We start from the raw sequence: 21158 nt of genomic DNA, 5'->3' as shown, positions 1-21158 counted from the left end.
GCCTCAGCGGTCGAAGTCCAGCTCCACCCGTTCCGTCACCGGGTGCGACTGGCACGCCAGGACGTACCCGGCGTCCGTCTCCTCCGGCTCCAGCGCGAAGTTGCGGTCCATGCGCACCTCACCGGAGACCAGGAAGGCACGGCACGTCCCGCACACGCCGCCCTTGCAGGCGTAGGGCGCGTCGGGCCGGTTGCGCAGCACCGTCTCCAGCAGGGTCTCGCCCTCGCGCACCGGCCAGGTGCCGCCCCGTCCGTCGAGGCGGACGGTGACCGCGCTGTCCGCCGGTGCGGTGGCGGCCGGCCCGGGAGGGGCCGCGTCCACGTGGAAGATCTCCTCGTGGATCCGGGACCGGGCCACGCCCAGCTCGCGCAGCGCCCGCTCCGCCTGCTGCACCAGCCCGAACGGCCCGCACAGGAACCACCCCGCGACCTCACCGACCGGCAGCAGCGCCGGCAGCAGCCCGGTCAGCCGCTCCTGGTCGAGCCGTCCGGACGGCAGCCCCGCCTGCTGCTCCTCCCGGGACAGCACGGTCACCAGCTGCAGCCGGTCCGGGTAGCGGTCCTTCAGGTCGGCGACCTCCTCGAGGAACATCGTGGAGGCGGACGTCCGGTCGCTGCGGACCAGGCAGAAGCGGGCCCGCGGCTCGCGCGCCAGCAGGGTGGCCGCGATGGACAGCACTGGGGTGATGCCGCTGCCGCCGACGACCGCCGCGTACAGGCCGGGAGCCGGGTCGAGGGTGAAGCGCCCCGCCGGGGTCATCACCTCCACCTCGTCCCCGGCGTTGAGCTCCTTCAGCGCGTACGTGGAGAAGGACCCTCCCTCCACCAGCCGCACCCCGACCCGCAGCGTGCGCGGTCCGGGACCGTCCGGCGCGGGCGCCGGGGAGCAGATGGAGTACGTCCGGCGTATCTCGGCGCCGTCGGCCACCCGGCGCAGGGCGAGATGCTGCCCCGCCGCGTGCCGGAACTCCTCGCGCAGCTCCTCGGGGACGGCGAAGGTCAGCGCGACGGAGTCGTCGGTGATCCGGTCGACCTCGGCCACCGGGAGCCGGTGGAAGCGGGCCATCACAGCTCCTTGAAGTGGTCGAAGGGTTCACGGCAGGCGAGGCAGCGGCGCAGCGCCTTGCACGCGGTGGAGGAGAAGCGGCTCAGCAACTCGGTGTCGGCGGAACCGCAGTGGGGGCAGCACACCGGTTCCGTCTCCTCGCCGCCGTGGGTACGTGTGCGGCCCAGCGTGACGGTGACCGGTCCTGTCGTCTCCCGCTGGACACGCGGCGGTGCGATACCGAACTCCCGCAGCTTGCGCCGCCCTTCGGCGCTGATGTCGTCCGTGGACCAGGCGGGCGAGAGCACCGTGCGGACCGTGACCTCGCGCACGCCGTGCGCGTGCAGTGCCCGCTCTATGTCGGTGCTCATCGCCTCCAGCGCCGGACAGCCCGTGTACGTCGGGGTCAGTTCGACCTCGACCGCGTCCGCGCCGTGCACCCGCACCGCCCGCACGACGCCCAGCTCCTCCAGGGTGAGCACGGGCAGCTCGGGGTCGGGCACCGCACCGGCGATCTTCAGTAGTTCCGCCTCCAGCGGGGTGGTCGTCACCATGACGCCCCCGGGTGGCTGCGGTGCAGATGCTGCATCTCGGCGAGCATCCGCCCGAACGGCTCGGTGTGCAGCCCCTGCCGGCCCGCTCCGGCCGTCCACGCCCCGGACTGCGGGCCCTCGGGCCGGGTCAGCGTGGCGCGGGCGAGCACGTCCCCGACCGAGGCGAGCCAGGTCTCGCGCAGCCCGTCCCGGTCGACGCCGTCCAGGCCGTCCACCGGCTGGAACATCTCGTCGGTGAACCGCCACAGCGTCTCGCAGGCGCGCTGCATGCGGGTGTGGCTCTCCTCGGTGCCGTCGCCGAGGCGCAGCGTCCACTGCTCGGCGTGGTCGCGGTGGTAGGCGGTTTCCTTGACGGCCTTCGCGGCGAGCGGGGCGAACGGGCCGGTGCCGGTGGCCAGTTCGCCATACAGCAGGTGCTGATAGGTGGAGAAGTACAGCTGCCGGGCGATGGTGTGCGCGAAGTCGCCATTGGGCTGCTCCACCAGCTGGAGGTTGGTGAAGGCGCGCTCCTCGCGCAGATAGGCCAGTTCGTCCTCGTCGCCGGCCATCGACAGCAGCACCCGGGCCTGGCCGAGCAGGTCCAGGGCGATGTTGGCGAGGGCGACCTCCTCCTCCAGGACGGGCGCGTGCCCCATCCACTCGCCGAGGCGGTGGGAGAGCACCAGTGCGTCGTCGCCCAGCGCGAGAGCCGCCGTGGCGGGAACCGTGGCGGTCACAGGTGCTTCACCCCCTCCGGGATCTCGTAGAACGTCGGATGCCGGTACGGCTTGTCGGCGGACGGGTCGAAGAACGGGTCCTTCTCGTCGGGCGAGGACGCGGTGATCGCCGCCGAGGGCACCACCCAGATGGACACGCCCTCGCCGCGCCGGGTGTACAGATCGCGGGCGTTGCGCAGGGCCAGCTCCGCGTCGGGCGCGTGCAGACTGCCGGCGTGGGTGTGGGCGAGGCCGCGGCGCGAGCGCACGAAGACCTCCCACAGTGGCCAGTCGGTGTTGGTCATGCCTGCTCCACTCCCCTGGTACCGGCGTGCGTGCCGGTGCTGGTCCCGGTGTGCTTCGCCGCGTGGGCCGCGGCCGCCTCGCGCACCCACGCGCCCTCCTCGTGGGCGCGTCGGCGCTGGGTGATGCGCTGTTCGTTGCACGGGCCGTTGCCCTTGAGGACGTTCCGGAACTCCGACCAGTCGATCGGCCCGAAGTCGTAGTGGCCCCGCTCCTCGTTCCACGTCAGCTCCGGGTCGGGGAGCGTCAGGCCGAGGCTCTCGGCCTGCGGGACGCAGATGTCGACGAAGCGCTGGCGCAGCTCGTCGTTGGAGTGCCGCTTGATCTTCCAGGCCATCGACTGGGCGGAGTGCGCGGACTCGTCGTCGGGCGGGCCGAACATCATCAGGGACGGCCACCACCAGCGGTCCACCGCGTCCTGCGCCATCGCGTGCTGCTCCGGCGTGCCCTTACTGAGGGTGAGCAGCAGCTCGTAGCCCTGGCGCTGGTGGAAGGACTCCTCCTTGCAGATGCGGACCATCGCGCGTGCGTACGGTCCGTAGGAGCAGCGGCACAGCGGGACCTGGTTGGTGATCGCGGCGCCGTCCACCAGCCAGCCGATCGCGCCGACGTCCGCCCAGGTCAGCGTGGGGTAGTTGAAGATCGAGGAGTACTTCTGGCGGCCGGAGTGCAGCTTGTCGAGCAGCTCCTCACGGCCGGTGCCGAGCGTCTCGGCCGCGCTGTACAGATACAGCCCGTGGCCTGCCTCGTCCTGGACCTTGGCCATCAGGATCGCCTTGCGGCGCAGCGAGGGCGCGCGCGTGATCCAGTTGGCCTCCGGCTGCATGCCGATGATCTCGGAGTGCGCGTGCTGTGCGATCTGGCGGACCAGTGTCGCGCGGTAGGCGTCCGGCATCCAGTCGCGGGGTTCGATGCGCTCCTCGGCGGCCACGGCGGCGTCGAAGACACGCTCGTAGGCGTCGTAGTCGGCCTCCGTGCCGTCCTGGCCGCCGGACGCCTGGGCGCGGCTTGTGTCGTGCGCGGCTGCTGTCGCCATGCGGTCCCCCTTGGGTGCTGACCCGGCCTCTCCCGACCGATCGTTCGGTCCGTGCGATTCCATGGTGGGACGGACGTCGTAAGGTGTCAACCGCTGTGGAAAACCTCCGGCTCGCCCTGTGGAAAACGCCGTGCAGGGGCGCAACCGGCGCGGGGGGCGTGCTGACCACCGCTGGGGTCCTGCGTCTGTGTTGTGGAGGTCGGGCCGCCGTGCGGGGTGGGACTGTGCCCGGCCGGCGGGGGCCGGGTGCGGGGTGGGACTGTGCGGGGCCGGTGGGGCTGAGTACCGTTCCGTGCGGGCGTCGCGCGGCCGTCGTGCCGCTCGCGCCGGGTCACCGGCCGGAGGCGGGCACGGCACGGCCGGACATCAGGACATCGAAAGACGGGGCGGAATGGACACGTACGGCGGTAACGACGCGTACGGCGGTGGCGCGAGCGCCCCGCCGGGATCGGACGGCCGCCCGGCGGACCGGGAGGGGCCGCCCGTGCCGGAGGCGCCCCTGCCGCAGGCGCCGCAGGCCGGCGACGCACGGGCGTCCGACGCCCAGCCGTCGGACGCACCCCCCGAACCCCCGCGCAGCGGCGTCGCCGCGCTCTCCCCCCGCTACCAGGTCGGTGCCGCACTCGCGCTCGCCGTCGTCGCGGTGGCCGTGTGTGTGCACATAGCCATGGTGTTCCTGCACGTCGCGCCCGCCAACACGGTCAGCCGCAAGCACGGCACGGCGGTCGACGAATGGATCTACCCGGAGTTCGAGCAGAACTGGAAACTGTTCGCGCCGAACCCGCTGCAGCAGAACATCGCCGTCGAGGTCCGCGCCGAGATCCGCACCCGGGGCGGCGAGCTGCGCACCACCGGCTGGTACGGGCTGTCCGCGCAGGACGGCCGGGCCATCGAGCACAACCCGCTGCCCAGCCACACCCAGCAGAACGAGCTGCGCCGCGCCTGGGACTTCTTCACCGCCAGCCACACCACCGACAACCGCCCGGTGGGGCTGCGCGGCACGCTTGCCGAGACGTATCTGCGCCGCATCGCCGTGCTGCGGCTGGACCGGTCGGGCGTGGCCGGTGCGGGCGGCACCGTCGAGCGCGTGCAGTTCCGCTCCCGCACCACCGCCGTGCCGCCGCCCCGGTGGAGCAGCGAGCAGGTCTCCCAGAAGCCGATGTTCCGGGTGCTGCCCTGGTGGACCGTGGCCCAGGACGACACCCGTGGAGGTGCCCGGTGAACCGTCTCGCCCTGTCGGTGTCCGGCGGCATCGCCCGCGTCACCGAAGCCGCCCTCGGCCCGTACCAGACCGCTCTCGTCCGGATCGGTTTCGCCGCCACCTGGCTGCTGTTCCTGCTGCGGGAGTTCCCCCACCGCGCCGAGCTGTACGGCCCCGACGGCCCGTGGAGCTGGGACCTGGCCCAGCAGCTGATCGGCACCAACGGCGCGTTCACCGTGCTGATGTGGTCCGACAGCCGGATGTGGTTCGAGATCGTCTACGCCCTCGCCGTGGTCGCCTCCGCGCTGCTGCTCCTCGGCTGGCGCACCCGGACCATGTCCCTGCTGTTCATGGTCGGCGTGCTGTCCCTGCAGAACCGCAGCGTCTTCATGGGCGACGGCGGCGACAACGTGCTGCACCTGATGTCGATCTACCTCGTGTTCACGCGCTGCGGCCAGGTGTGGTCCCTGGACGCGCGGCGGGCGCGGCGGGCCGAGCGGGCACACGCGCGTGGCGAGCGGGTCAGGGACCGGGTGGGGCCCGCGCTGTGGGCGGTGCTCGGCGTGGTGCTGGTGACGGCGACCGCGGGCGGCCGGTTCGGCTCCCAGGAGTGGGAGATTCCGGCGCTGCTGTGGGCGGCGTGGCTGGCGCACGGCCTGTCGTGGCTCGTCGGGAGCCGCTCCCGCGGCGGTGAACCGCGCGTCCTGCTCGACGTGATCGCCAACCTGCTGCACAACGGCGCCCTCGTGGTGATCATGGCCGAGGCGTGCCTGATCTACTCCACGGCGGGCTGGTACAAGATCCAGGGCTCGCGCTGGCAGGACGGCACCGCCGTCTACTACCCGCTGCACCTGGACTACTTCACGCCCTGGCCGTGGCTCGCCGATCTGATGTCCTCCAGCGGCACGATGATGCTGATCGTGACCTACGGGACCGTGATCGTGCAGGTCGCGTTCCCGTTCACCCTGTTCAACCGGCGGGTGAAGAACGTGCTGCTGGCCGTGATGATGACCGAGCACGCCGTGATCGCCGTCGTCCTCGGGCTGCCGTTCTTCTCGCTGGCGATGATCGTCGCGGACTCGGTGTTCCTGCCCACGTCGTTCCTGCGCCGCCTGGGGAAGGCGGCGGCACGCGCGCGTGGCCGTGCGTTCGCCCGGGGTGCGGCCGCCGAGTTGCCCGGGCCACGCGCCCCCGAGGCCGCGGAGCAGACGCACGTAGGCTCTACGGCATGACCGACCCTCTGGCCGGCTGGCGGCGCCTGGCCGACTCGGCGGTGTTGCTCGACGGCTTCCACGCCCTCAAGCACGCCGTGCGCTTCGGCGCCGAGGTGCCGGTGGCGGTCACCACCGATCGCGGCGCGGCGCTCGCCCTCGCCGACGAACTGGCCCCGGACGTGCGCCAAGCGCTTCAGGAGCTGCTGACCGAGGTGACGGAGGCGGCGTACGCCTCCCTGGTGCCGCGCCCGCACCCCACCGCCGTCGCGGCGCTGGCGGTACGGCCCGCGCGGGAGGCGCAACTGCGGACGCTGGCCCGCCTGCCGCGCCGGGCGCCGGTCGTCGTGCTGGACAACCCGCGCAACCTGGGCAACGCCGGGGCCGTGATCCGGCTGGCCGCCGGTTTCGGGGCGACCGGGGTGGTCACCACCGGCACCCTGGACCCCTGGCATCCCACGGTGGTGCGCGGCGGCGCGGGCCTGCACTTCGCGACCGCCGTGGAGCGGCTGGACGTCGAGGAACTGCCGCCGGGCCCGGTGTTCGCGCTGGATCCCGAGGGCGAGGACATCCGGGGTGCGAAACTCCCCGACGACGCCGTCCTCGCCTTCGGCTCCGAGCGCAGCGGGCTGTCCGCCGCCCTGCGCGCGCGTGCGGACCATCTGCTGGCGCTGCCGATGCGCCCCCAGGTCTCCAGCTACAACCTGGCCACTAGCGTGGCCATGACGCTGTACCACTGGAGCGCCACGGGGGGCGCACCCCGCTAGGTCTGCGCCGGCGGGGGGCGCCGCCCCCCCCGGCTGGGCTTGTGCCGCCGGGAGGGGCGTCCCGCTGGGCTTGTGGCCGCCGGAGGTGCATCCTGCTGGGCTTGCGCCCGCCGGAGGCGCCCCCTGCTGGGCTTGTGGCCACCGGGGGCGCGCCCCGTTGCGCCTGTGGCCGGGGAGCGCCGCCCCCCGGTGGGCCGGTGCCCGCCGTGGGGGGCACCCCGACGGTCCTACGCCTCCCGGCGCACCTCGACCACGCGGAAGCGGTTGGCCACGAAGGCTCCGTCGGTCAGCGCGGCGTTGGCCGCCGGGTTGCCGCCCGAGCCGTGGAAGTCGGAGAAGGCCGCCGTCTGGTTCACGTACACCCCGCCGGTGAGGTTGAACGACAGCTGGGCGGCCTCCTCCAGGCAGACCTCCTCGATCTGCCGCGCGGCCTCGCTGTCGGTGGTGTACGCCCCTACGGTCATCGCGCCCTTCTCGCGGACCGTGCGCCGCAGCAGCTCCACGGCGTCGGTGAGCGAGTCGACGGCGACGGCGAAGGACACCGGCCCGAAGCACTCGCTCATGTAGGCGGCCTCGTCGTCCGGCTTGGCGCCGTCCAGCTTGACGATCACCGGGGTGCGCACGACCGCGTCGGGGAACTCCGGGTTGGCGACCTCACGGGAGGCGAGGGCGACCTCGCCGAGGCCGGCCGCTGCCTCCAGACGGGCCTTGACGTCGGGGTTGACGATCGCGCCGAGCAGGGCGTTCGCGCGGGCGTCGTCGCCGAGCAGGCCGTCCACGGCCTGCGCGAGGTCGGCGACCACCTCGTCGTAGGACCGGGGGCCCGCGTCGGTGTGGATGCCCTCGCGCGGGATGAGCAGGTTCTGCGGCGTGGTGCACATCTGGCCGCTGTACAGGGACAGCGAGAACGCCAGGTTGGCGAGCATGCCCTGGTAGTTGTCGGTGGACTGGACGATCACCGTGTTGACGCCGGCCTTCTCGGTGTAGACCTGCGCCTGGCGGGCGTGGGCCTCCAGCCAGTCGCCGAAGGACGTCGAGCCGGTGTAGTCGATGATCCGGATCTCCGGGCGCGTGGCGAGGGCCTTGGCGATGCCCTCGCCGGGCCGCTCGGCGGCCAGCGCCACCAGGTTGGCGTCGAAGCCGGCCTCGGTGAGCACCTGGCGCGCGATCTGCACGGTGAGCGCCAGCGGCAGCACCGCGCGCGGGTGCGGCTTGACCAGCACGGCGTTGCCGGTGGCCAGGGAGGCGAACAGGCCCGGGTAGCCGTTCCAGGTCGGGAAGGTGTTGCAGCCGATGACCAGGCCGATGCCACGCGGAACCGGCGTGAACTCCTTGGTGAGCGTCAGCGGGTCCCGCTTGCCCTGCGGCTTGGACCACTCGGCGGCCTCGGGCGTGCGCGTCTGCTCCGCGTACGCGTACGCCACCGCCTCCAGGCCGCGGTCCTGCGCGTGCGGGCCGCCCGCCTGGAACGCCATCATGAACGCCTGGCCTGAGGTGTGCATGACCGCGTGCGCGAACTCGTGGGTCCGGTCGCTGATCCGCTTGAGGATCTCCACACAGACCGCCGCCCGCAGCTGCGGGCCCGCGTCCCGCCAGGCGCGCTGCCCGGCCTTCATCGCGGGCAGCAGCACGTCGAGGTCCGCGTGCGGGTAGGTCACGCCCAGCTCGATGCCGTACGGCGAGACCTCGCCGCCGACCCAGTCGTCGGTGCCGGGCTGGTCCAGGTCGAGGCGGCCGCCCAGCAGGGCGTCGAAGGCGGCCTTGCCCGCGGCGGCGTCCAGGCTGCCGTGCTCTTCGCCGTAGGCCTTGGGGTGCTCGGGGTGCGGGGACCAGTACGCGCGCGTGCGGATGGCCTCGAGCGCCTGGTCGAGGGTGGGCCGGTGCCTGGCGATCAGGTCGTGCGCGGTCAGTTCGGCGGCCATGCGGGACCAACTCCTGTCTCGAGAACTCCTCGTCGAGTTCACGGCCTGGGCGAAACCATGGGCGGGAACAGCAGGACAGAGTTAGAGTAACCGAACGATCGGTCGGGACAAGGGGGCCTGCCGCATCTGTGGAAAACCCCGTGCGGGAGGATCGCGCACATGACAGCACTCGACCTCAGCAGCCCCGTGGCCGTCGTCGGCACCGGCACCATGGGCCAGGGCATCGCCCAGGTAGCGCTGGTCGCGGGCCACCCCGTGCGGCTGTACGACGCCGTGCCGGAACGCGCCCGTCAAGCGGCCGAAGCGATCGGCGCCCGCCTCGACCGGCTCGTCGAGAAGGAGCGGCTCAGCGCCGCCGCCCGCGACGCGGCCCGCGCCCGGCTCACGCCCGCCGACACCCTGGCCGGCCTCGCCGACTGCGCGCTCGTCGTCGAGGCGGTCCTGGAGCGGCTGGACGTCAAGCAGCAGCTCTTCAGGGACCTGGAGGACGTCGTCGGCGAGGACTGCCTGCTCGCCACCAACACCTCCTCCCTGTCCGTCACCGCGATCGGCGGCGCCCTGCGCCAGCCCGGCCGCCTCGTCGGTCTGCACTTCTTCAACCCCGCGCCGCTGCTGCCGCTGGTCGAGGTCGTCTCCGGGTACGCCACCGACGTCACCTCCGCCACGCGCGCGTACGAGACCGCCCGCGCCTGGGGCAAGACACCGGTCGCCTGCGCCGACACCCCCGGCTTCATCGTCAACCGCATCGCGCGGCCCTTCTACGCGGAGGCGTTCGCCGTCCTGGAGTCGCAGGGCGCCGATCCGGCCACCATCGACGCCGTGCTGCGCGAGTCGGGCGGCTTCAAGATGGGCGCCTTCGAACTGACCGACCTGATCGGGCAGGACGTGAACGAGTCGGTCACGCAGTCGGTCTGGCAGGCCTTCTTCCAGGACGTGCGCTTCACCCCCTCCCTCGCCCAGCGGCGCCTGGTGGAGTCCGGCCGGCTCGGCCGCAAGAGCGGCCAGGGCTGGTACGACTACCGGGAAGGCGCCGAGCGGCCCGAACCGCACACCGCCGAGCCGCGCAAGGCGCCCGCCTACGTCGTCGCCGAGGGTGACCTCGGCCCGGCCTCCGAGCTGCTCGCGCTGATCCGCGAGGCGGGCATCCAGGTCCGCGAGGAGGACGAGGACAACGGCACCCGCCTGGTGCTGCCCAGCGGCGGCCAGCTCACCCTCGCCGACGGCCAGACGTCCGTGGAGTTCCGCGACGTCGTCTACTTCGACCTCGCCCTGGACTACCGCAGGGCCGGCCGCATCGCCCTGTCCGCCTCGCAGGACACCTCCGCGCAGACCGTCGCCGAGGCGACCGGGCTCTTCCAGGCGCTCGGCAAGAAGGTCAGCCTCATCGGCGACGTCCCCGGCATGATCGTCGCCCGCACGGTCGCCCGGATCGTCGACCTCGCGCACGACGCGGTCGCCAAGGGCGTGGCCACCGAGGAGGACATCGACACCGCGATGCGCCTCGGCGTCAACTACCCCCTCGGTCCCTTCGAATGGAGCCGCCGGGTGGGCGCCACCTGGGTGCACGACCTGCTGGAGGAGCTGAGTCTGCGCGAGCCGTCAAGCCGTTACGCGCCCTCCCTCGCGCTGTACCGCCACGCGCACGCCGCCGACTCGCGGGAGGGCACCCCATGACCACCGCCAAGCGCGACACGTACACCCCGGAGACGCTGCTGTCCGTGGCCGTGCGCGTCTTCAACGAACGTGGCTACGACGGCACTTCCATGGAGCACCTGTCCAAAGCGGCCGGTATCTCCAAGTCGTCGATCTACCACCACGTCACCGGCAAGGAGGAGCTGCTGCAGCGCGCGGTGAGCCGCGCGCTGGACGGGCTGTTCGCGATCCTCGACGAGGAGCACGCGTGCGTGGGGCGCGCCGCGGACCGGCTGGAGTACGTCGTCCGGCGCATGGTCGAGGTGCTCATCGGCGAACTGCCGTATGTGACGCTGCTGCTGCGGGTGCGCGGCAACACCACCACCGAGCGGTGGGCACTGGAGCGGCGCCGCGAGTTCGACCACCGGGTCGCCGAACTGCTGAAGGCGGCGGCCGCGGACGGGGACGTGCGCGGCGATGTGGAGGTGCGCCTCGCGACCCGGCTGGTCTTCGGCATGATCAACTCCATCGTGGAGTGGTACCGGCCCGACGGCCGCGGCATGAGTGAACGGGAGGTCGGCGACGCGGTCGCGCTCCTGGTCTTCGGGGGGCTGCGCCGGGCGGACTGACCGACGGGAGCCGTGGGCGAGTACGCGCGCGTGCTGCTCCCGATGACGTTCGCACCGATGCTGGGCGCGGCCATGGCCGGCATCTGACGGCTCGAAGAAGAACCTCGCGCTCAGCCCTGCGGTTCCAGGTCCTCCTCCTCGAACACCAGCAGCGTGCGCGTGCTGAGCACCTCCGGGATCGCCTGGAGCCGGGTGAGCACCACCTCGCGCAGCGCCCGGTTGTCCGGGGTGTGCACGAGCAGCAGGACGTCGAAGTCGCCGCCCACCAGGGCGATGTGGGACGCGCCGGGCAACTGCCGCAACTGCTCGCGCACCGTCCGCCAGGAGTTCTGCACGATGTTCAGCGTGATGTACGCGGAGGTGCCCTGCCCCGCCCGTTCGTGGTCGACGCGGGCGCCGAACCCGCGGATGACGCCGTCCTCGACGAGACGGTTGATGCGCGCGTAGGCGTTGGCGCGCGAGACGTGGACCCGCTCGGCGACCGACCGTATCGAGGCGCGGCCGTCGGCCTGGAGCATCCTGAGGATGTCGTGGTCGATGGCGTCCAGCGGCCGCGCGGGCTGCGGGGCGGTGCCGCCGGCCGGGCTCGCGGGGGCCGGCGGGGTCGCCGCGGCGCCCGGGGGGTCGGCCATTTGTTCAGATCCCATGTCCCCCCACCTTCCCGTCATGGACGTACTGCGTTCATCCCAAGCTGTGGAGAACCGTTTGTCCACAGCCTGAGGCCACCCGTAGCCAAAATGTGCCGACGACCGAACAATCGGTAGGTGAGGCGCATCACAGAGGCTGCGCCTACAGCCGCCCACGAGGAGGTGCCGTCATGACGGTCATGGAGCAGCGAGGCGCGTACAAGCCCTCGCCGCCGCCCGCCTGGCAGCCCCGCACGGACCCCGCGCCGTTGCTGCCCGACACCGAGCCCTACCGCGTCCTCGGCACCGAGGCCGCCGCCAAGGCCGACCCCGACCTGCTGCGCCGTCTGTACGCGCACCTGGTGCGCGGCCGCCGCTACAACGCCCAGGCCACCGCCCTCACCAAGCAGGGCCGGCTCGCCGTCTACCCCTCCAGCACCGGCCAGGAGGCCTGCGAGGTCGCCGCCGCTCTCGCGCTGCGGGAGCAGGACTGGCTCTTCCCCAGCTACCGCGACACGCTCGCCGCCATCGCCCGCGGCGTGGACCCGGTCGAGGCGCTCACCCTGCTGCGCGGCGACTGGCACACCGGCTACGACCCCTACGAGCACCGCGTCGCCCCCCTGTCCACCCCGCTGGCCACCCAGCTCCCGCACGCCGTCGGTCTCGCGCACGCCGCCCGCCTCAAGGGCGACGACGTGGTCGCCCTGGCCCTGGTCGGCGACGGCGGCACCAGTGAGGGCGACTTCCACGAGGCGCTGAACTTCGCCGCCGTCTGGCAGGCCCCGGTCGTCTTCCTGGTCCAGAACAACGGCTTCGCCATCTCCGTCCCGCTCGCCAAGCAGACCGCCGCGCCCACCCTGGCCCACAAGGCCGTCGGCTATGGCATGCCCGGCCGCCTCGTCGACGGCAACGACGCCGCGGCCGTGCACGAGGTCCTCTCCGACGCCGTGCGGCACGCGCGTGCGGGCGGCGGGCCCACCCTCGTCGAGGCGGTCACCTACCGCGTCGAGGCCCACACCAACGCCGACGACGCCACCCGCTACCGCGGCGACGGCGAGGTCGACGCCTGGCGCGCGCACGACCCGATCCAGCTGCTGGAGCACGAGCTGACCGAGCGCGGACTTCTCGACGAGGCCGGCATCGAGGCCGCCCGTCAGGACGCCGAGGCCCTCGCCGCCGACCTGCGTGAGCGCATGAACCGCGACCCGCGGCTCGACCCCGCCGACCTGTTCGACCACGTCTTCGCCGAGCCCACACCCCAGCTGCGCGAGCAGCGGGCACTGCTGGAGGCCGAGCTGGCGGCCGAGCAGGACGCCGGTCAGGAAGGGAACCACCGATGACGACCGTCGCCGTCAAGCCCGCCACCATGGCGCAGGCCCTCACGCGCGCGTTGCGCGACGCGCTGGCGGCCGACCCCGCCGTGCACGTCATGGGCGAGGACGTCGGCACCCTCGGTGGTGTCTTCCGCGTCACCGACGGCCTGGCCAAGGAGTTCGGCGACGACCGCTGCACCGACACCCCGCTCGCCGAGGCCGGCATCCTCGGCACGGCCGTCGGCATGGCCATGTACGGCCTGCGCCCGGTCGTCGAGATGCAGTTCGACGCGTTCGCCTACCCCGCGTTCGAACAGCTCGTCAGCCATGTCGCCCGCATGCGCAACCGCACCCGCGGCAAGATGCCCCTGCCGATCACGATCCGCGTCCCCTACGGCGGTGGCATCGGCGGCGTCGAGCACCACAGCGACTCCTCCGAGGCGTACTACATGGCGACTCCGGGGCTCCATGTCGTCACGCCCGCCACCGTCGCCGACGCCTACGGGCTGCTGCGCGCGGCCATCGCCTCCGACGACCCGGTCGTCTTCCTCGAACCCAAGCGGCTGTACTGGTCGAAGGACTCCTGGAACCCCGACGAGCCCACGCGCGTGGAGCCGATAGGGCGTGCGGTGGTGCGCCGCCCCGGCAGCAGCGCCACTCTGATCACCTACGGCCCGTCGGTGCCCGTGTGCCTGGAGGCTGCCGAGGCCGCCCGCACCGAGGGCTGGGACCTCGAGGTCGTCGACCTGCGCTCCCTGGTGCCGTTCGACGACGAGACCGTGTCCGCGTCGGTACGGCGCACCGGACGCGCGGTCGTCGTCCACGAGTCGGGCGGCTTCGGCGGCCCCGGCGGGGAGATCGCGGCCCGGGTCACCGAGCGCTGCTTCCACCACCTCGAGGCGCCGGTGCTGCGCGTGGCCGGTTTCGACATCCCCTACCCGCCGCCCATGCTGGAGCGGCACCACCTTCCCGGCGTCGACCGGATCCTGGACGCCGTGGCGCGTCTGCAGTGGGAGGCCGAGGGCTGATGGCACAGGTGCTGGAGTTCAAGCTCCCCGACCTCGGGGAGGGGCTCACCGAGGCGGAGATCGTGCGCTGGCTGGTCCAGGTCGGTGACGTCGTCGCCATCGACCAGCCCGTCGTCGAGGTCGAGACCGCCAAGGCGATGGTCGAGGTGCCCTGCCCCTACGGCGGCGTGGTCACCGCCCGCTTCGGCGAGGAGGGCGAGGAACTGCCCGTCGGTTCGCCCCTGCTGACGGTGGCCGTGGGTGCCCCCGCCTGCGGCGACGACAGCGGTGACGCGCACGCCGGGGCCGGCCGGTCCGCCACCGCCGAGGGCTCCCGGACGGCCGCCGCCGCGGCCGAGGGCTCGGGCAACGTCCTCGTCGGCTACGGCACCGGCGCACCCCCCGCCCGCCGCCGCCGGGTACGGCCGGCCGGGCTCACCGGGCCGGGCACGCCGGGCGGCGCGTCCGCGCCGGCACGGGGCACACCGGCGCCCGACCGGGCGTCCGGGGCGGCCCGCCCGGAGCCGGGCATGGCCGGCTTCCGGGAGCCGGGGATCGTCCAGCCCGACACCTCCCACGCCGGGAGCGCGGCCGACGGGCCGCACCACGAGGGCCCGGTGCCCGTCATCTCCCCGCTGGTGCGACGGCTCGCCCGGGACAACGGCCTGGACCTGCGGGAACTGCACGGCTCCGGACCCGACGGGCTGATCCTGCGCGCGGACGTCGAGTACGCGCTGCGGGCCGCGGCGGCGCAACCGAGCCGTCCGGCCGCCGAACCGTCCACGCGGGGGACGACCGCGACCGCCGGTGCTCCAGCGCCGACCGCGGCGCCCGCCTCCCGGGTCTCGTCCGCGCCCGTCGGCGGCATCCGCACGCCGCTCAAGGGCGTCCGCGGGGCGGTCGCCGACAAGCTGTCCCGCAGCCGCCGGGAGATCCCCGACGCGACCTGCTGGGTGGACGCCGACGCGACCGAGCTGATGCGGGCCCGCGCCGCGATGAACGCCTCCGGCGGGCCGAAGATCTCCCTGATCGCCCTGCTCGCCCGCGTCTGCACCGCCGCTCTCGCCCGGTTCCCCGAGCTGAACTCCACCGTCGACGCCGAGGCCCGGGAGGTCGTCCAGCTCGACCAGGTGCACCTCGGCTTCGCCGCGCAGACCGACCGCGGGCTGGTCGTGCCCGTCGTCCGTGACGCGCACGCCCGTGACGCCGAGTCGCTCACCGCGGAGTTCGCCCGGCTGACCGAGTCCGCCCGGACCGGGACGCTCACGCCCGCCGAACTGACCGGCGGCACCTTCACGCTGAACAACTACGGCGTGTTCGGCGTCGACGGCTCCACGCCGATCATCAACCACCCCGAGGCGGCCATGCTCGGCGTCGGCCGCATCGTGCCCAAACCGTGGGTCCACGAGGGCGAACTGGCGGTCCGCCAGGTCGTCCAGCTCTCGCTCACCTTCGACCACCGGGTGTGCGACGGCGGCACGGCGGGCGGCTTCCTGCGCTACGTCGCCGACTGCGTGGAACAACCGGCGGTGCTGCTGCGCACCCTGTGAGGCCAAGGCGGTCGGGGCGCCGAAGCGGCCGGGGCCACGCACCCCGGCCGGCGGCGGAAGCTACGCCGTCCGCCCGGACCGCGGTGGCGCTCCCGCGTTTCCTGTGATCGAGGCGACGCGCATACTCGGGGGGTGACCGCCTACGAGCCCCCCGGCCCCGGCCCCGGCCCCGGCCCCGACGACGGCCCCGCCCCGGCCAGCTACGACGCCGTCGTCCTGGCCGGCGGCGGCGCCCGGCGGCTCGGCGGCGCCGACAAACCAGGGGTGCGCGTGGGTGGCCGGGCGTTGCTCGACCGCGTTCTCACGGCCTGCGCCGACGCCCGCACCACCGTCGTCGTCGCCGACCCCCGGCCCACCGCCCGCCCGGTCACCTGGGCGCGCGAGGACCCCCCCGGCGGCGGACCGCTCGCCGCCCTCGGCGCCGGGCTGCGGCACACCACCGCCGACCGGGTGCTGCTGCTCTCCGCCGATCTGCCCTTCCTCGACCGCCACACGGTCGCCCGGCTGCTCGCCACCCTGCGCGAGACCTCCGTCGACGGCGTGCTGCTCAGCGACCCCGACGGCCGGGACCAGCCGCTCGTCGCCGCCTACCGCGCCGCCGTCCTGCGCCGTGCCCTCACCCTTCTCGGCACCGAGCACGGCGGCCTCACCGGTCTGCCCCTGCGGCGGCTGACCGCCCACCTCGACCTCACCCGCATCACCGACCCGGTCGCGTCTTTCGACTGCGACACCTGGGACGACATCGCCACCGCCAGAGCACGCATCAGGGAGCATGGGCACGTGTTGGATGAATGGATCTCCACGGTCAAGGACGAGCTGGGCATCGACCTCGACGTCGACACCGGCGTCCTGCTCGACCTCGCCCGCGACGCGGCCCACGGCGTGGCCCGGCCCGCGGCCCCGCTGACCACCTTCCTCGTCGGCTACGCGGCCGCCCGCGCCGGAGGCGGCCCACAGGCCGTCGCCGACGCCGCCCACAAGGCCGCGGCCCTCGCCCAGCGCTGGGCCGGCGAAGGCGACGACAAGCCCGACGTGGCCCCGGACGCCACGCCCGACACCCGCCCGGACGCCGGATGACCGCCCGCGGTGTCCGGGACGAGCGGGACGCCGACGACCTCGACGTCGAGGAGGCGCTCGCCCTGGTCAAGGACCAGTCCCTGCCCGAACGGCCCCACCCGGACCGGGCCGGACACAGCACCGGCGCCGGCGACCACGTTCCCGCACCCGCCTCCGGGCCGCAGACACCCGACCGGCACGGCAACGCCGACCCGCGCGCCCGTCACAAGGCCACCCCCTGGCACGATGCCCGGGCGATCGCCGCCCGCGCCGGACGGCGGCGCGACCTGCGCGACGCGACGGTTTCCGTGCCCCTGGCCGACGCCCTCGGCCTCAGCCTGGCCGCCCCGCTGACCGCCCTCACCGACCTTCCCTCCTTCGACACCTCGGCGATGGACGGCTGGGCGGTCGCCGGGCCGGGCCCCTGGGACGTCCGCGAGACCGGCGTGCTCGCCGGACACGGCGAACCCGCACCGCTCGTCGACGGGGAAGCCGTTCGCATCGCCACGGGCGCTCGCGTCCCCGCGGACACCAGCGCCGTGCTGCGCAGCGAACACGGCCGCACCGACGACAAGGACCGGCTGCACTCCACCCGGGAGATCGTCACCGGCCAGGACATCCGCCCACGAGGCCAGGAATGCCGCAGCGGCGACCAGTTGCTGCCCGCCGGCGCCCTCGTCACCCCGGCCGTCCTCGGTCTGGCCGCCGCCGCCGGATACGACACCCTCACCGTGGTACGCCGACCGCGCGTCGACGTGCTCGTCCTCGGGGACGAGCTGCTCACCGAAGGGCTGCCGCACGACGGGCTGATCCGCGACGCCCTCGGACCGCTGCTGCCGCCGTGGCTGCGGGCGCTCGGCGCCGAGGTCACCGCCGTCCGACGGCTCGGGGACGAGGCCGAGGCCCTGCACACCGCCGTCACCACGTCGGACGCCGACCTGATCGTCACCACCGGCGGCACCGCCGCGGGCCCCGTGGACCACGTCCACCCCACACTGCGCCGCATCGACGCCGAGCTGCTGGTCGACGGGGTCAAGGTGCGCCCCGGGCACCCGATGCTGCTGGCCCGTCTCCAGGACGGGCGGCATCTCGTCGGGCTGCCCGGCAACCCCCTCGCCGCGGTGTCCGGCCTGCTCACGCTCGCCGAGCCGCTGCTGCGCGCGCTCGCGGCCCATCCGGTGCCCGAGGGGTACACGCTGCCGCTGCGGGACGCGGTGCACGGGCACCCGTACGACACGCGGCTGGTGCCCGTCGTCCTGCGTGGCGACCAGGCCGTGCCGCTGCACTACAACGGCCCGGCCATGCTGCGCGGCATCGCCGCGGCGGACGCCCTCGCCGTCGTCCCGCCGGGCGGCGCCGGACAGGGACGGGAGACCGAAATGCTCGACCTGCCGTGGGCGACCGGGGGGATCGGGGTCTGTTTCACGTGAAACACCAGGGCCCGGGCAGTTTCACGTGAAACGTCACCGCTCACCCATCCGGCCGGTTTCACGTGAAACGACACGCGCGGTGGCCGGCCCGCACGCGCCTCAGCCGGCCGGCACTCGTAGCCGGTCCGTACGCGCCTCAGCCGGCCCGCACTCGTCTCAGCTCTGTTCCGCGACCGGCGCCGCCCGGCTGACCGTGATCACCCGGTCGCCGGCGCGCAGTTCGGCGAGCCGGGGATCGGTGTAGTCCAGCAACTGCTTGCCGCGGACGACCGCCACCACCACGTCGGCGCAGGCCCGCGGCCTCTTCCCGACCTCCTCCGCCGTGACCGCCCGCTCGGCCAGGTCCAGCCCGCTGCCCAGGGTCATCAGGTCCTCCAGGGTCCTGGCCACGGACGGGCTCACCATGGACACCCCGAGCAGGCGCCCCGCCGAACTGGACGTGGTGATGACCGTGTCCGCGCCCGACTGTTTGAGCAGCGGCGCGTTCTCGTCCTCCCGTACCGCGGCGACGATGGTGGCGCGCCGGTTGAGCTGGCGTGCGGTGAGCGTGACGAGGGTGGCGGTGTCGTCGCGCTGGGGGGCGACGATGACCCGGCCGGCCCGCTGCACCTCCGCCTTGAGCAGGGTCTCGGAGCGGGTGGCGTCACCGATGACGGAGACCAGGCCGTCGTCGGAGGCCGCGTTCGCCGCCTTCCGCTCGGCGTCCACGACGACGATCCGGTCCTTGGGGACGCCCTGTCCGACGAGCGTCTGCACGGCGTGGCGGCCCTTCGTGCCGTATCCGATGACCACTACGTGGTCCTGCGTGCGGGCGCGCCAGCGGTGGATGCGGACCTGGTGGCGGGTGCGCTCGGTGAGGACCTCCAGGGTGGTGCCGACCAGGATGATCAGGAACAGCACGCGCAGGGGCGTGATGACGAGGATGTTCACCAGCCGGGCGGCGTCGCCGACCGGGGTGATGTCGCCGTAGCCGGTCGTGGAGAGGGTGACGGTGGCGTAGTAGGCCGAGTCCAGCAGGCCCACGGAGTTGTCCGCGCTGTCGCGGTAACCCTCGTGGTCGGCGTAGACGATCAGTGTGGTGACGACCAGGACCAGCAGGCCCATGGCGAGACGCCGCAGGACCTGCTGGAGTGGGGGTGTCACGGTCTGGGTCGGCATGGTGATGGTCCGGCCGGCCTCGGCGTCGTCGCGGGCCTCGGTGCGTTTGCGGTACCAGACGGACCGCAGCAGCGACGACGTCCGCGTGCCACGCGTCGGTCGGTGCCCGGCCCTCATCGTGTGCCCTCTGACATTCCCGTGCCCCCTGACATTCCCGTGCCCCTGCCTCGTTGATCCGTTCGGACGGCACCATGGTTGCGGACGGGACCGTGCCCGTCGGGATCCAACACGAACCGGGAGGGCCCTCGTGCGCGAGCACACCGTTGTCGTCGGGTTCGGCACCAAGGGGCGGTCGGCGATCCGGACCGTGTGCGCGACGGGGCTGAAGAAGGAACGGGTCGTCGTGATCGACCCGTCGGCGAAGGTGGTCGACGCCGCGACCTCCGAGGGCTACACGGGCGTGGTCGGCGACGGCACCCGCAGTGACGTGCTGCGCCGGGCGGAGGTGCAGCGGGCGGCGCGGATCATCATCGCGACCCAGCGCGACGACACGGCCGTCCTGGTGGCGCTGACGGCCCGGCAGCTCAACCCGCGGGCGACGATCGTGGCCGCGGTGCGCGAGGAGGAGAACGCGCCGCTGCTGAAGCAGTCGGGCGCCGACGAGGTCATCACCAGCGCGGGTGCCGCGGGCCGGCTGCTGGGGCTGTCCGTCCTCAGTCCGGCGGCGGGACTGGTCATGGAGGACCTCATCCAGCAGGGCAGCGGGCTCGACCTGGTGGAGCGGCCGGTCACCAAGGCGGAGGCGGGCCGCAGTCCGCGCGAGACGGCCGACCTGGTGGTGAGCGTCGTCCGCGGGCACCGGGTGCTCGGCTACGACGATCCGGCCGTCGGTGTACTCCAGTCGACGGACCGGGTCATCACGATCGTGCGCGCCCCGGAGGCCCAGGAGAGCCCCGGTCCGACGTGGGTCTGAGCCCGGCCCGCACGGGCCGCACCCGATACGTTCCCCAGGGGGTGGCGTCCCCGGCGTGTGGGAGGACGGCGCAGGAGTGATGGCGTCACCCGCGTGCGGGAGGGCGCAGGAGTAGCGTCGCCCCCATGCATGCGATCACGATTCCCGAACCTGGTGGTCCCGAGGCACTGGTGTGGGACGAGGTCCCCGACCCGGTGCCCGGCGAGGGCGAGGTCCTGGTCGAGGTGGTGGCCAGCGCCGTCAACCGCGCCGACATCCTGCAACGGCAGGGCTTCTACGAACCGCCGCCGGGCGCGTCGCCGTACCCCGGCCTGGAGTGCTCCGGCCGGATCGCCGCCGTGGGCCCGGGCGTGTCCGGCTGGAGCGTCGGTGACGAGGTGTGCGCGCTGCTGTCGGGCGGTGGCTACGCCGAGAAGGTCGCCGTGCCGGCCGGGCAGCTGCTGCCGGTGCCGCGGGGCGTGGACCTGAGGCAGGCCGCCGCGCTGCCCGAGGTCGTCAGCACGGTCTGGTCGAACGTCTTCATGGTCGCCCGGCTGAGCCCCGGCGAGACGCTGCTGGTGCACGGTGGGTCCAGTGGCATCGGCACGATGGCGATCCAGCTCGCCAAGGCGGTCGGCGCGAAGGTCGCGGTGACGGCGGGCACGAAGGAGAAGCTGGAGTACTGCGCCGAGCTGGGCGCGGACATCCTGGTCAACTACCGCGAGCAGGACTTCGTCGAGGAGGTCCGGGGGGCCACCGACGGGGCCGGCGCGGACGTCATCCTCGACAACATGGGCGCCAAGTACCTCGACCGCAATGTCCGCGCGCTCGCCGTCAACGGCCGGCTCGCGATCATCGGTATGCAGGGCGGCGTCAAGGGCGAACTGAACATCGGCGCCCTGCTGAGCAAGCGCGGCGCGATCAGCGCGACGTCGCTGCGGGCCCGGCCGCTGGGCGAGAAGGCGACCATCGTCGCGGCCGTACGCGAGCACGTGTGGCCGTTGCTGGCCGCCGGGCAGGTGCGTCCCGTCGTCGACCGTGAGCTGCCGATGAGCGACGCGGCCGCCGCGCACCGGGTCGTGGAGGAGAGCGGACACATCGGCAAGGTGCTGCTGATCGCTCCCTGAGAGGG

At 73.5% G+C, this 21158-nt stretch carries 19 protein-coding genes and 1 pseudogene; 12 read left to right on the top strand and 8 right to left on the bottom strand.

Going from position 1 to position 21158, the window contains the following annotated elements; translation table 11 throughout:
- Positions 1-3: 3 nt before the first annotated feature.
- Genes AC0B9F_RS28900 through paaA form a run of 5 tightly spaced genes read right to left on the bottom strand, consistent with a single transcriptional unit; the run spans position 4 to position 3632 of the window.
- A complete protein-coding gene (locus tag AC0B9F_RS28900; protein WP_472007516.1) occupies positions 4-1065 on the bottom strand; it encodes a 2Fe-2S iron-sulfur cluster-binding protein in 1062 nt (353 codons plus the stop codon).
- Positions 1065-1598, bottom strand: a complete 534-nt coding sequence (paaD, locus tag AC0B9F_RS28895; protein ID WP_472007515.1) for a 1,2-phenylacetyl-CoA epoxidase subunit PaaD — start codon at positions 1596-1598, stop codon at positions 1065-1067. Before paaD ends, AC0B9F_RS28900 begins: the two co-directional genes overlap by 1 nt.
- Entirely contained in the window at positions 1592-2314 is a 723-nt protein-coding gene (paaC, locus tag AC0B9F_RS28890; RefSeq protein WP_472007514.1) for a 1,2-phenylacetyl-CoA epoxidase subunit PaaC, read from the bottom strand. Before paaC ends, paaD begins: the two co-directional genes overlap by 7 nt.
- On the bottom strand, positions 2311-2598 hold the full coding sequence (gene paaB, locus AC0B9F_RS28885) for a 1,2-phenylacetyl-CoA epoxidase subunit PaaB (RefSeq protein ID WP_472007513.1): 288 nt from the start codon (positions 2596-2598) through the stop codon (positions 2311-2313). The genes paaC and paaB overlap by 4 nt, the downstream gene beginning before the upstream one ends.
- Entirely contained in the window at positions 2595-3632 is a 1038-nt protein-coding gene (gene paaA / locus AC0B9F_RS28880; RefSeq protein WP_472007512.1) for a 1,2-phenylacetyl-CoA epoxidase subunit PaaA, read from the bottom strand. Before paaA ends, paaB begins: the two co-directional genes overlap by 4 nt.
- Positions 3633-4023: 391 nt before the next feature.
- Between paaA and AC0B9F_RS28875 the strand changes: the two genes are divergently transcribed.
- Genes AC0B9F_RS28875 through AC0B9F_RS28865 form a run of 3 tightly spaced genes read left to right on the top strand, consistent with a single transcriptional unit; the run spans position 4024 to position 6811 of the window.
- Positions 4024-4854, top strand: a complete 831-nt coding sequence (locus AC0B9F_RS28875; protein WP_472007511.1) for a DUF5819 family protein — start codon at positions 4024-4026, stop codon at positions 4852-4854.
- Positions 4851-6065 (top strand): HTTM domain-containing protein, encoded by a 1215-nt coding sequence (locus AC0B9F_RS28870; RefSeq protein WP_472007510.1) that lies wholly within the window; start codon positions 4851-4853, stop codon positions 6063-6065. Before AC0B9F_RS28875 ends, AC0B9F_RS28870 begins: the two co-directional genes overlap by 4 nt.
- Positions 6062-6811: a TrmH family RNA methyltransferase gene (locus tag AC0B9F_RS28865; protein ID WP_472007509.1), complete on the top strand. Its 750-nt coding sequence runs from the start codon at positions 6062-6064 to the stop codon at positions 6809-6811. Before AC0B9F_RS28870 ends, AC0B9F_RS28865 begins: the two co-directional genes overlap by 4 nt.
- A gap of 227 nt (positions 6812-7038) precedes the next feature.
- On the opposite strand, the gene paaN is transcribed toward AC0B9F_RS28865, so the two are convergent.
- The gene (gene paaN / locus AC0B9F_RS28860; protein WP_472007508.1) at positions 7039-8733 is read right to left on the bottom strand and encodes a phenylacetic acid degradation protein PaaN; all 1695 of its coding nucleotides are present in this window, start codon (positions 8731-8733) and stop codon (positions 7039-7041) included.
- A gap of 159 nt (positions 8734-8892) precedes the next feature.
- On the opposite strand from paaN, the gene AC0B9F_RS28855 reads away from it, so the two are divergent.
- Complete coding sequence (locus AC0B9F_RS28855) at positions 8893-10407, top strand: 3-hydroxyacyl-CoA dehydrogenase (RefSeq protein ID WP_472007507.1); 1515 nt, start codon at positions 8893-8895, stop codon at positions 10405-10407.
- Complete coding sequence (locus AC0B9F_RS28850) at positions 10404-10994, top strand: TetR/AcrR family transcriptional regulator (RefSeq protein WP_472007505.1); 591 nt, start codon at positions 10404-10406, stop codon at positions 10992-10994. Before AC0B9F_RS28855 ends, AC0B9F_RS28850 begins: the two co-directional genes overlap by 4 nt.
- A gap of 110 nt (positions 10995-11104) precedes the next feature.
- On the opposite strand, the gene AC0B9F_RS28845 is transcribed toward AC0B9F_RS28850, so the two are convergent.
- Positions 11105-11641, bottom strand: a complete 537-nt coding sequence (locus AC0B9F_RS28845; RefSeq protein ID WP_472007504.1) for an Lrp/AsnC family transcriptional regulator — start codon at positions 11639-11641, stop codon at positions 11105-11107.
- Between the two features lie 170 nt (positions 11642-11811).
- On the opposite strand from AC0B9F_RS28845, the gene pdhA reads away from it, so the two are divergent.
- The 5 genes from pdhA (at position 11812) to AC0B9F_RS28820 (ending at position 17976) form a co-directional block, all read left to right on the top strand.
- Positions 11812-12960 (top strand): pyruvate dehydrogenase (acetyl-transferring) E1 component subunit alpha, encoded by a 1149-nt coding sequence (gene pdhA / locus AC0B9F_RS28840; protein WP_472007502.1) that lies wholly within the window; start codon positions 11812-11814, stop codon positions 12958-12960.
- A complete protein-coding gene (locus AC0B9F_RS28835) occupies positions 12957-13961 on the top strand; it encodes an alpha-ketoacid dehydrogenase subunit beta (RefSeq protein WP_472007501.1) in 1005 nt (334 codons plus the stop codon). The genes pdhA and AC0B9F_RS28835 overlap by 4 nt, the downstream gene beginning before the upstream one ends.
- Entirely contained in the window at positions 13961-15490 is a 1530-nt protein-coding gene (locus tag AC0B9F_RS28830; RefSeq protein ID WP_472007500.1) for a dihydrolipoamide acetyltransferase family protein, read from the top strand. Before AC0B9F_RS28835 ends, AC0B9F_RS28830 begins: the two co-directional genes overlap by 1 nt.
- A 132-nt stretch (positions 15491-15622) precedes the next feature.
- Complete coding sequence (locus AC0B9F_RS28825) at positions 15623-16567, top strand: NTP transferase domain-containing protein (RefSeq protein WP_472007499.1); 945 nt, start codon at positions 15623-15625, stop codon at positions 16565-16567.
- Positions 16564-17976, top strand: a complete 1413-nt coding sequence (locus tag AC0B9F_RS28820; RefSeq protein WP_472007498.1) for a molybdopterin molybdotransferase MoeA — start codon at positions 16564-16566, stop codon at positions 17974-17976. The genes AC0B9F_RS28825 and AC0B9F_RS28820 overlap by 4 nt, the downstream gene beginning before the upstream one ends.
- Positions 17977-18132: 156 nt before the next feature.
- On the opposite strand, the gene AC0B9F_RS28815 is transcribed toward AC0B9F_RS28820, so the two are convergent.
- On the bottom strand, positions 18133-19251 hold the full coding sequence (locus AC0B9F_RS28815; protein ID WP_472007497.1) for a potassium channel family protein: 1119 nt from the start codon (positions 19249-19251) through the stop codon (positions 18133-18135).
- Between the two features lie 121 nt (positions 19252-19372).
- On the opposite strand from AC0B9F_RS28815, the pseudogene AC0B9F_RS28810 reads away from it, so the two are divergent.
- Positions 19373-20047, top strand: a pseudogene (locus AC0B9F_RS28810) (potassium channel family protein); the annotation flags it as partial.
- A 125-nt stretch (positions 20048-20172) separates the two neighbouring features.
- Positions 20173-21153 (top strand): NAD(P)H-quinone oxidoreductase, encoded by a 981-nt coding sequence (locus tag AC0B9F_RS28805; protein WP_472007496.1) that lies wholly within the window; start codon positions 20173-20175, stop codon positions 21151-21153.
- Positions 21154-21158: the final 5 nt, after the last annotated feature.

Source organism: Streptomyces sp. NPDC097129, assembly GCF_055668065.1.
The sequence above is the reverse complement of the archived record's forward strand: the minus strand, read 5'-3'. Positions and strand labels throughout refer to the sequence as shown.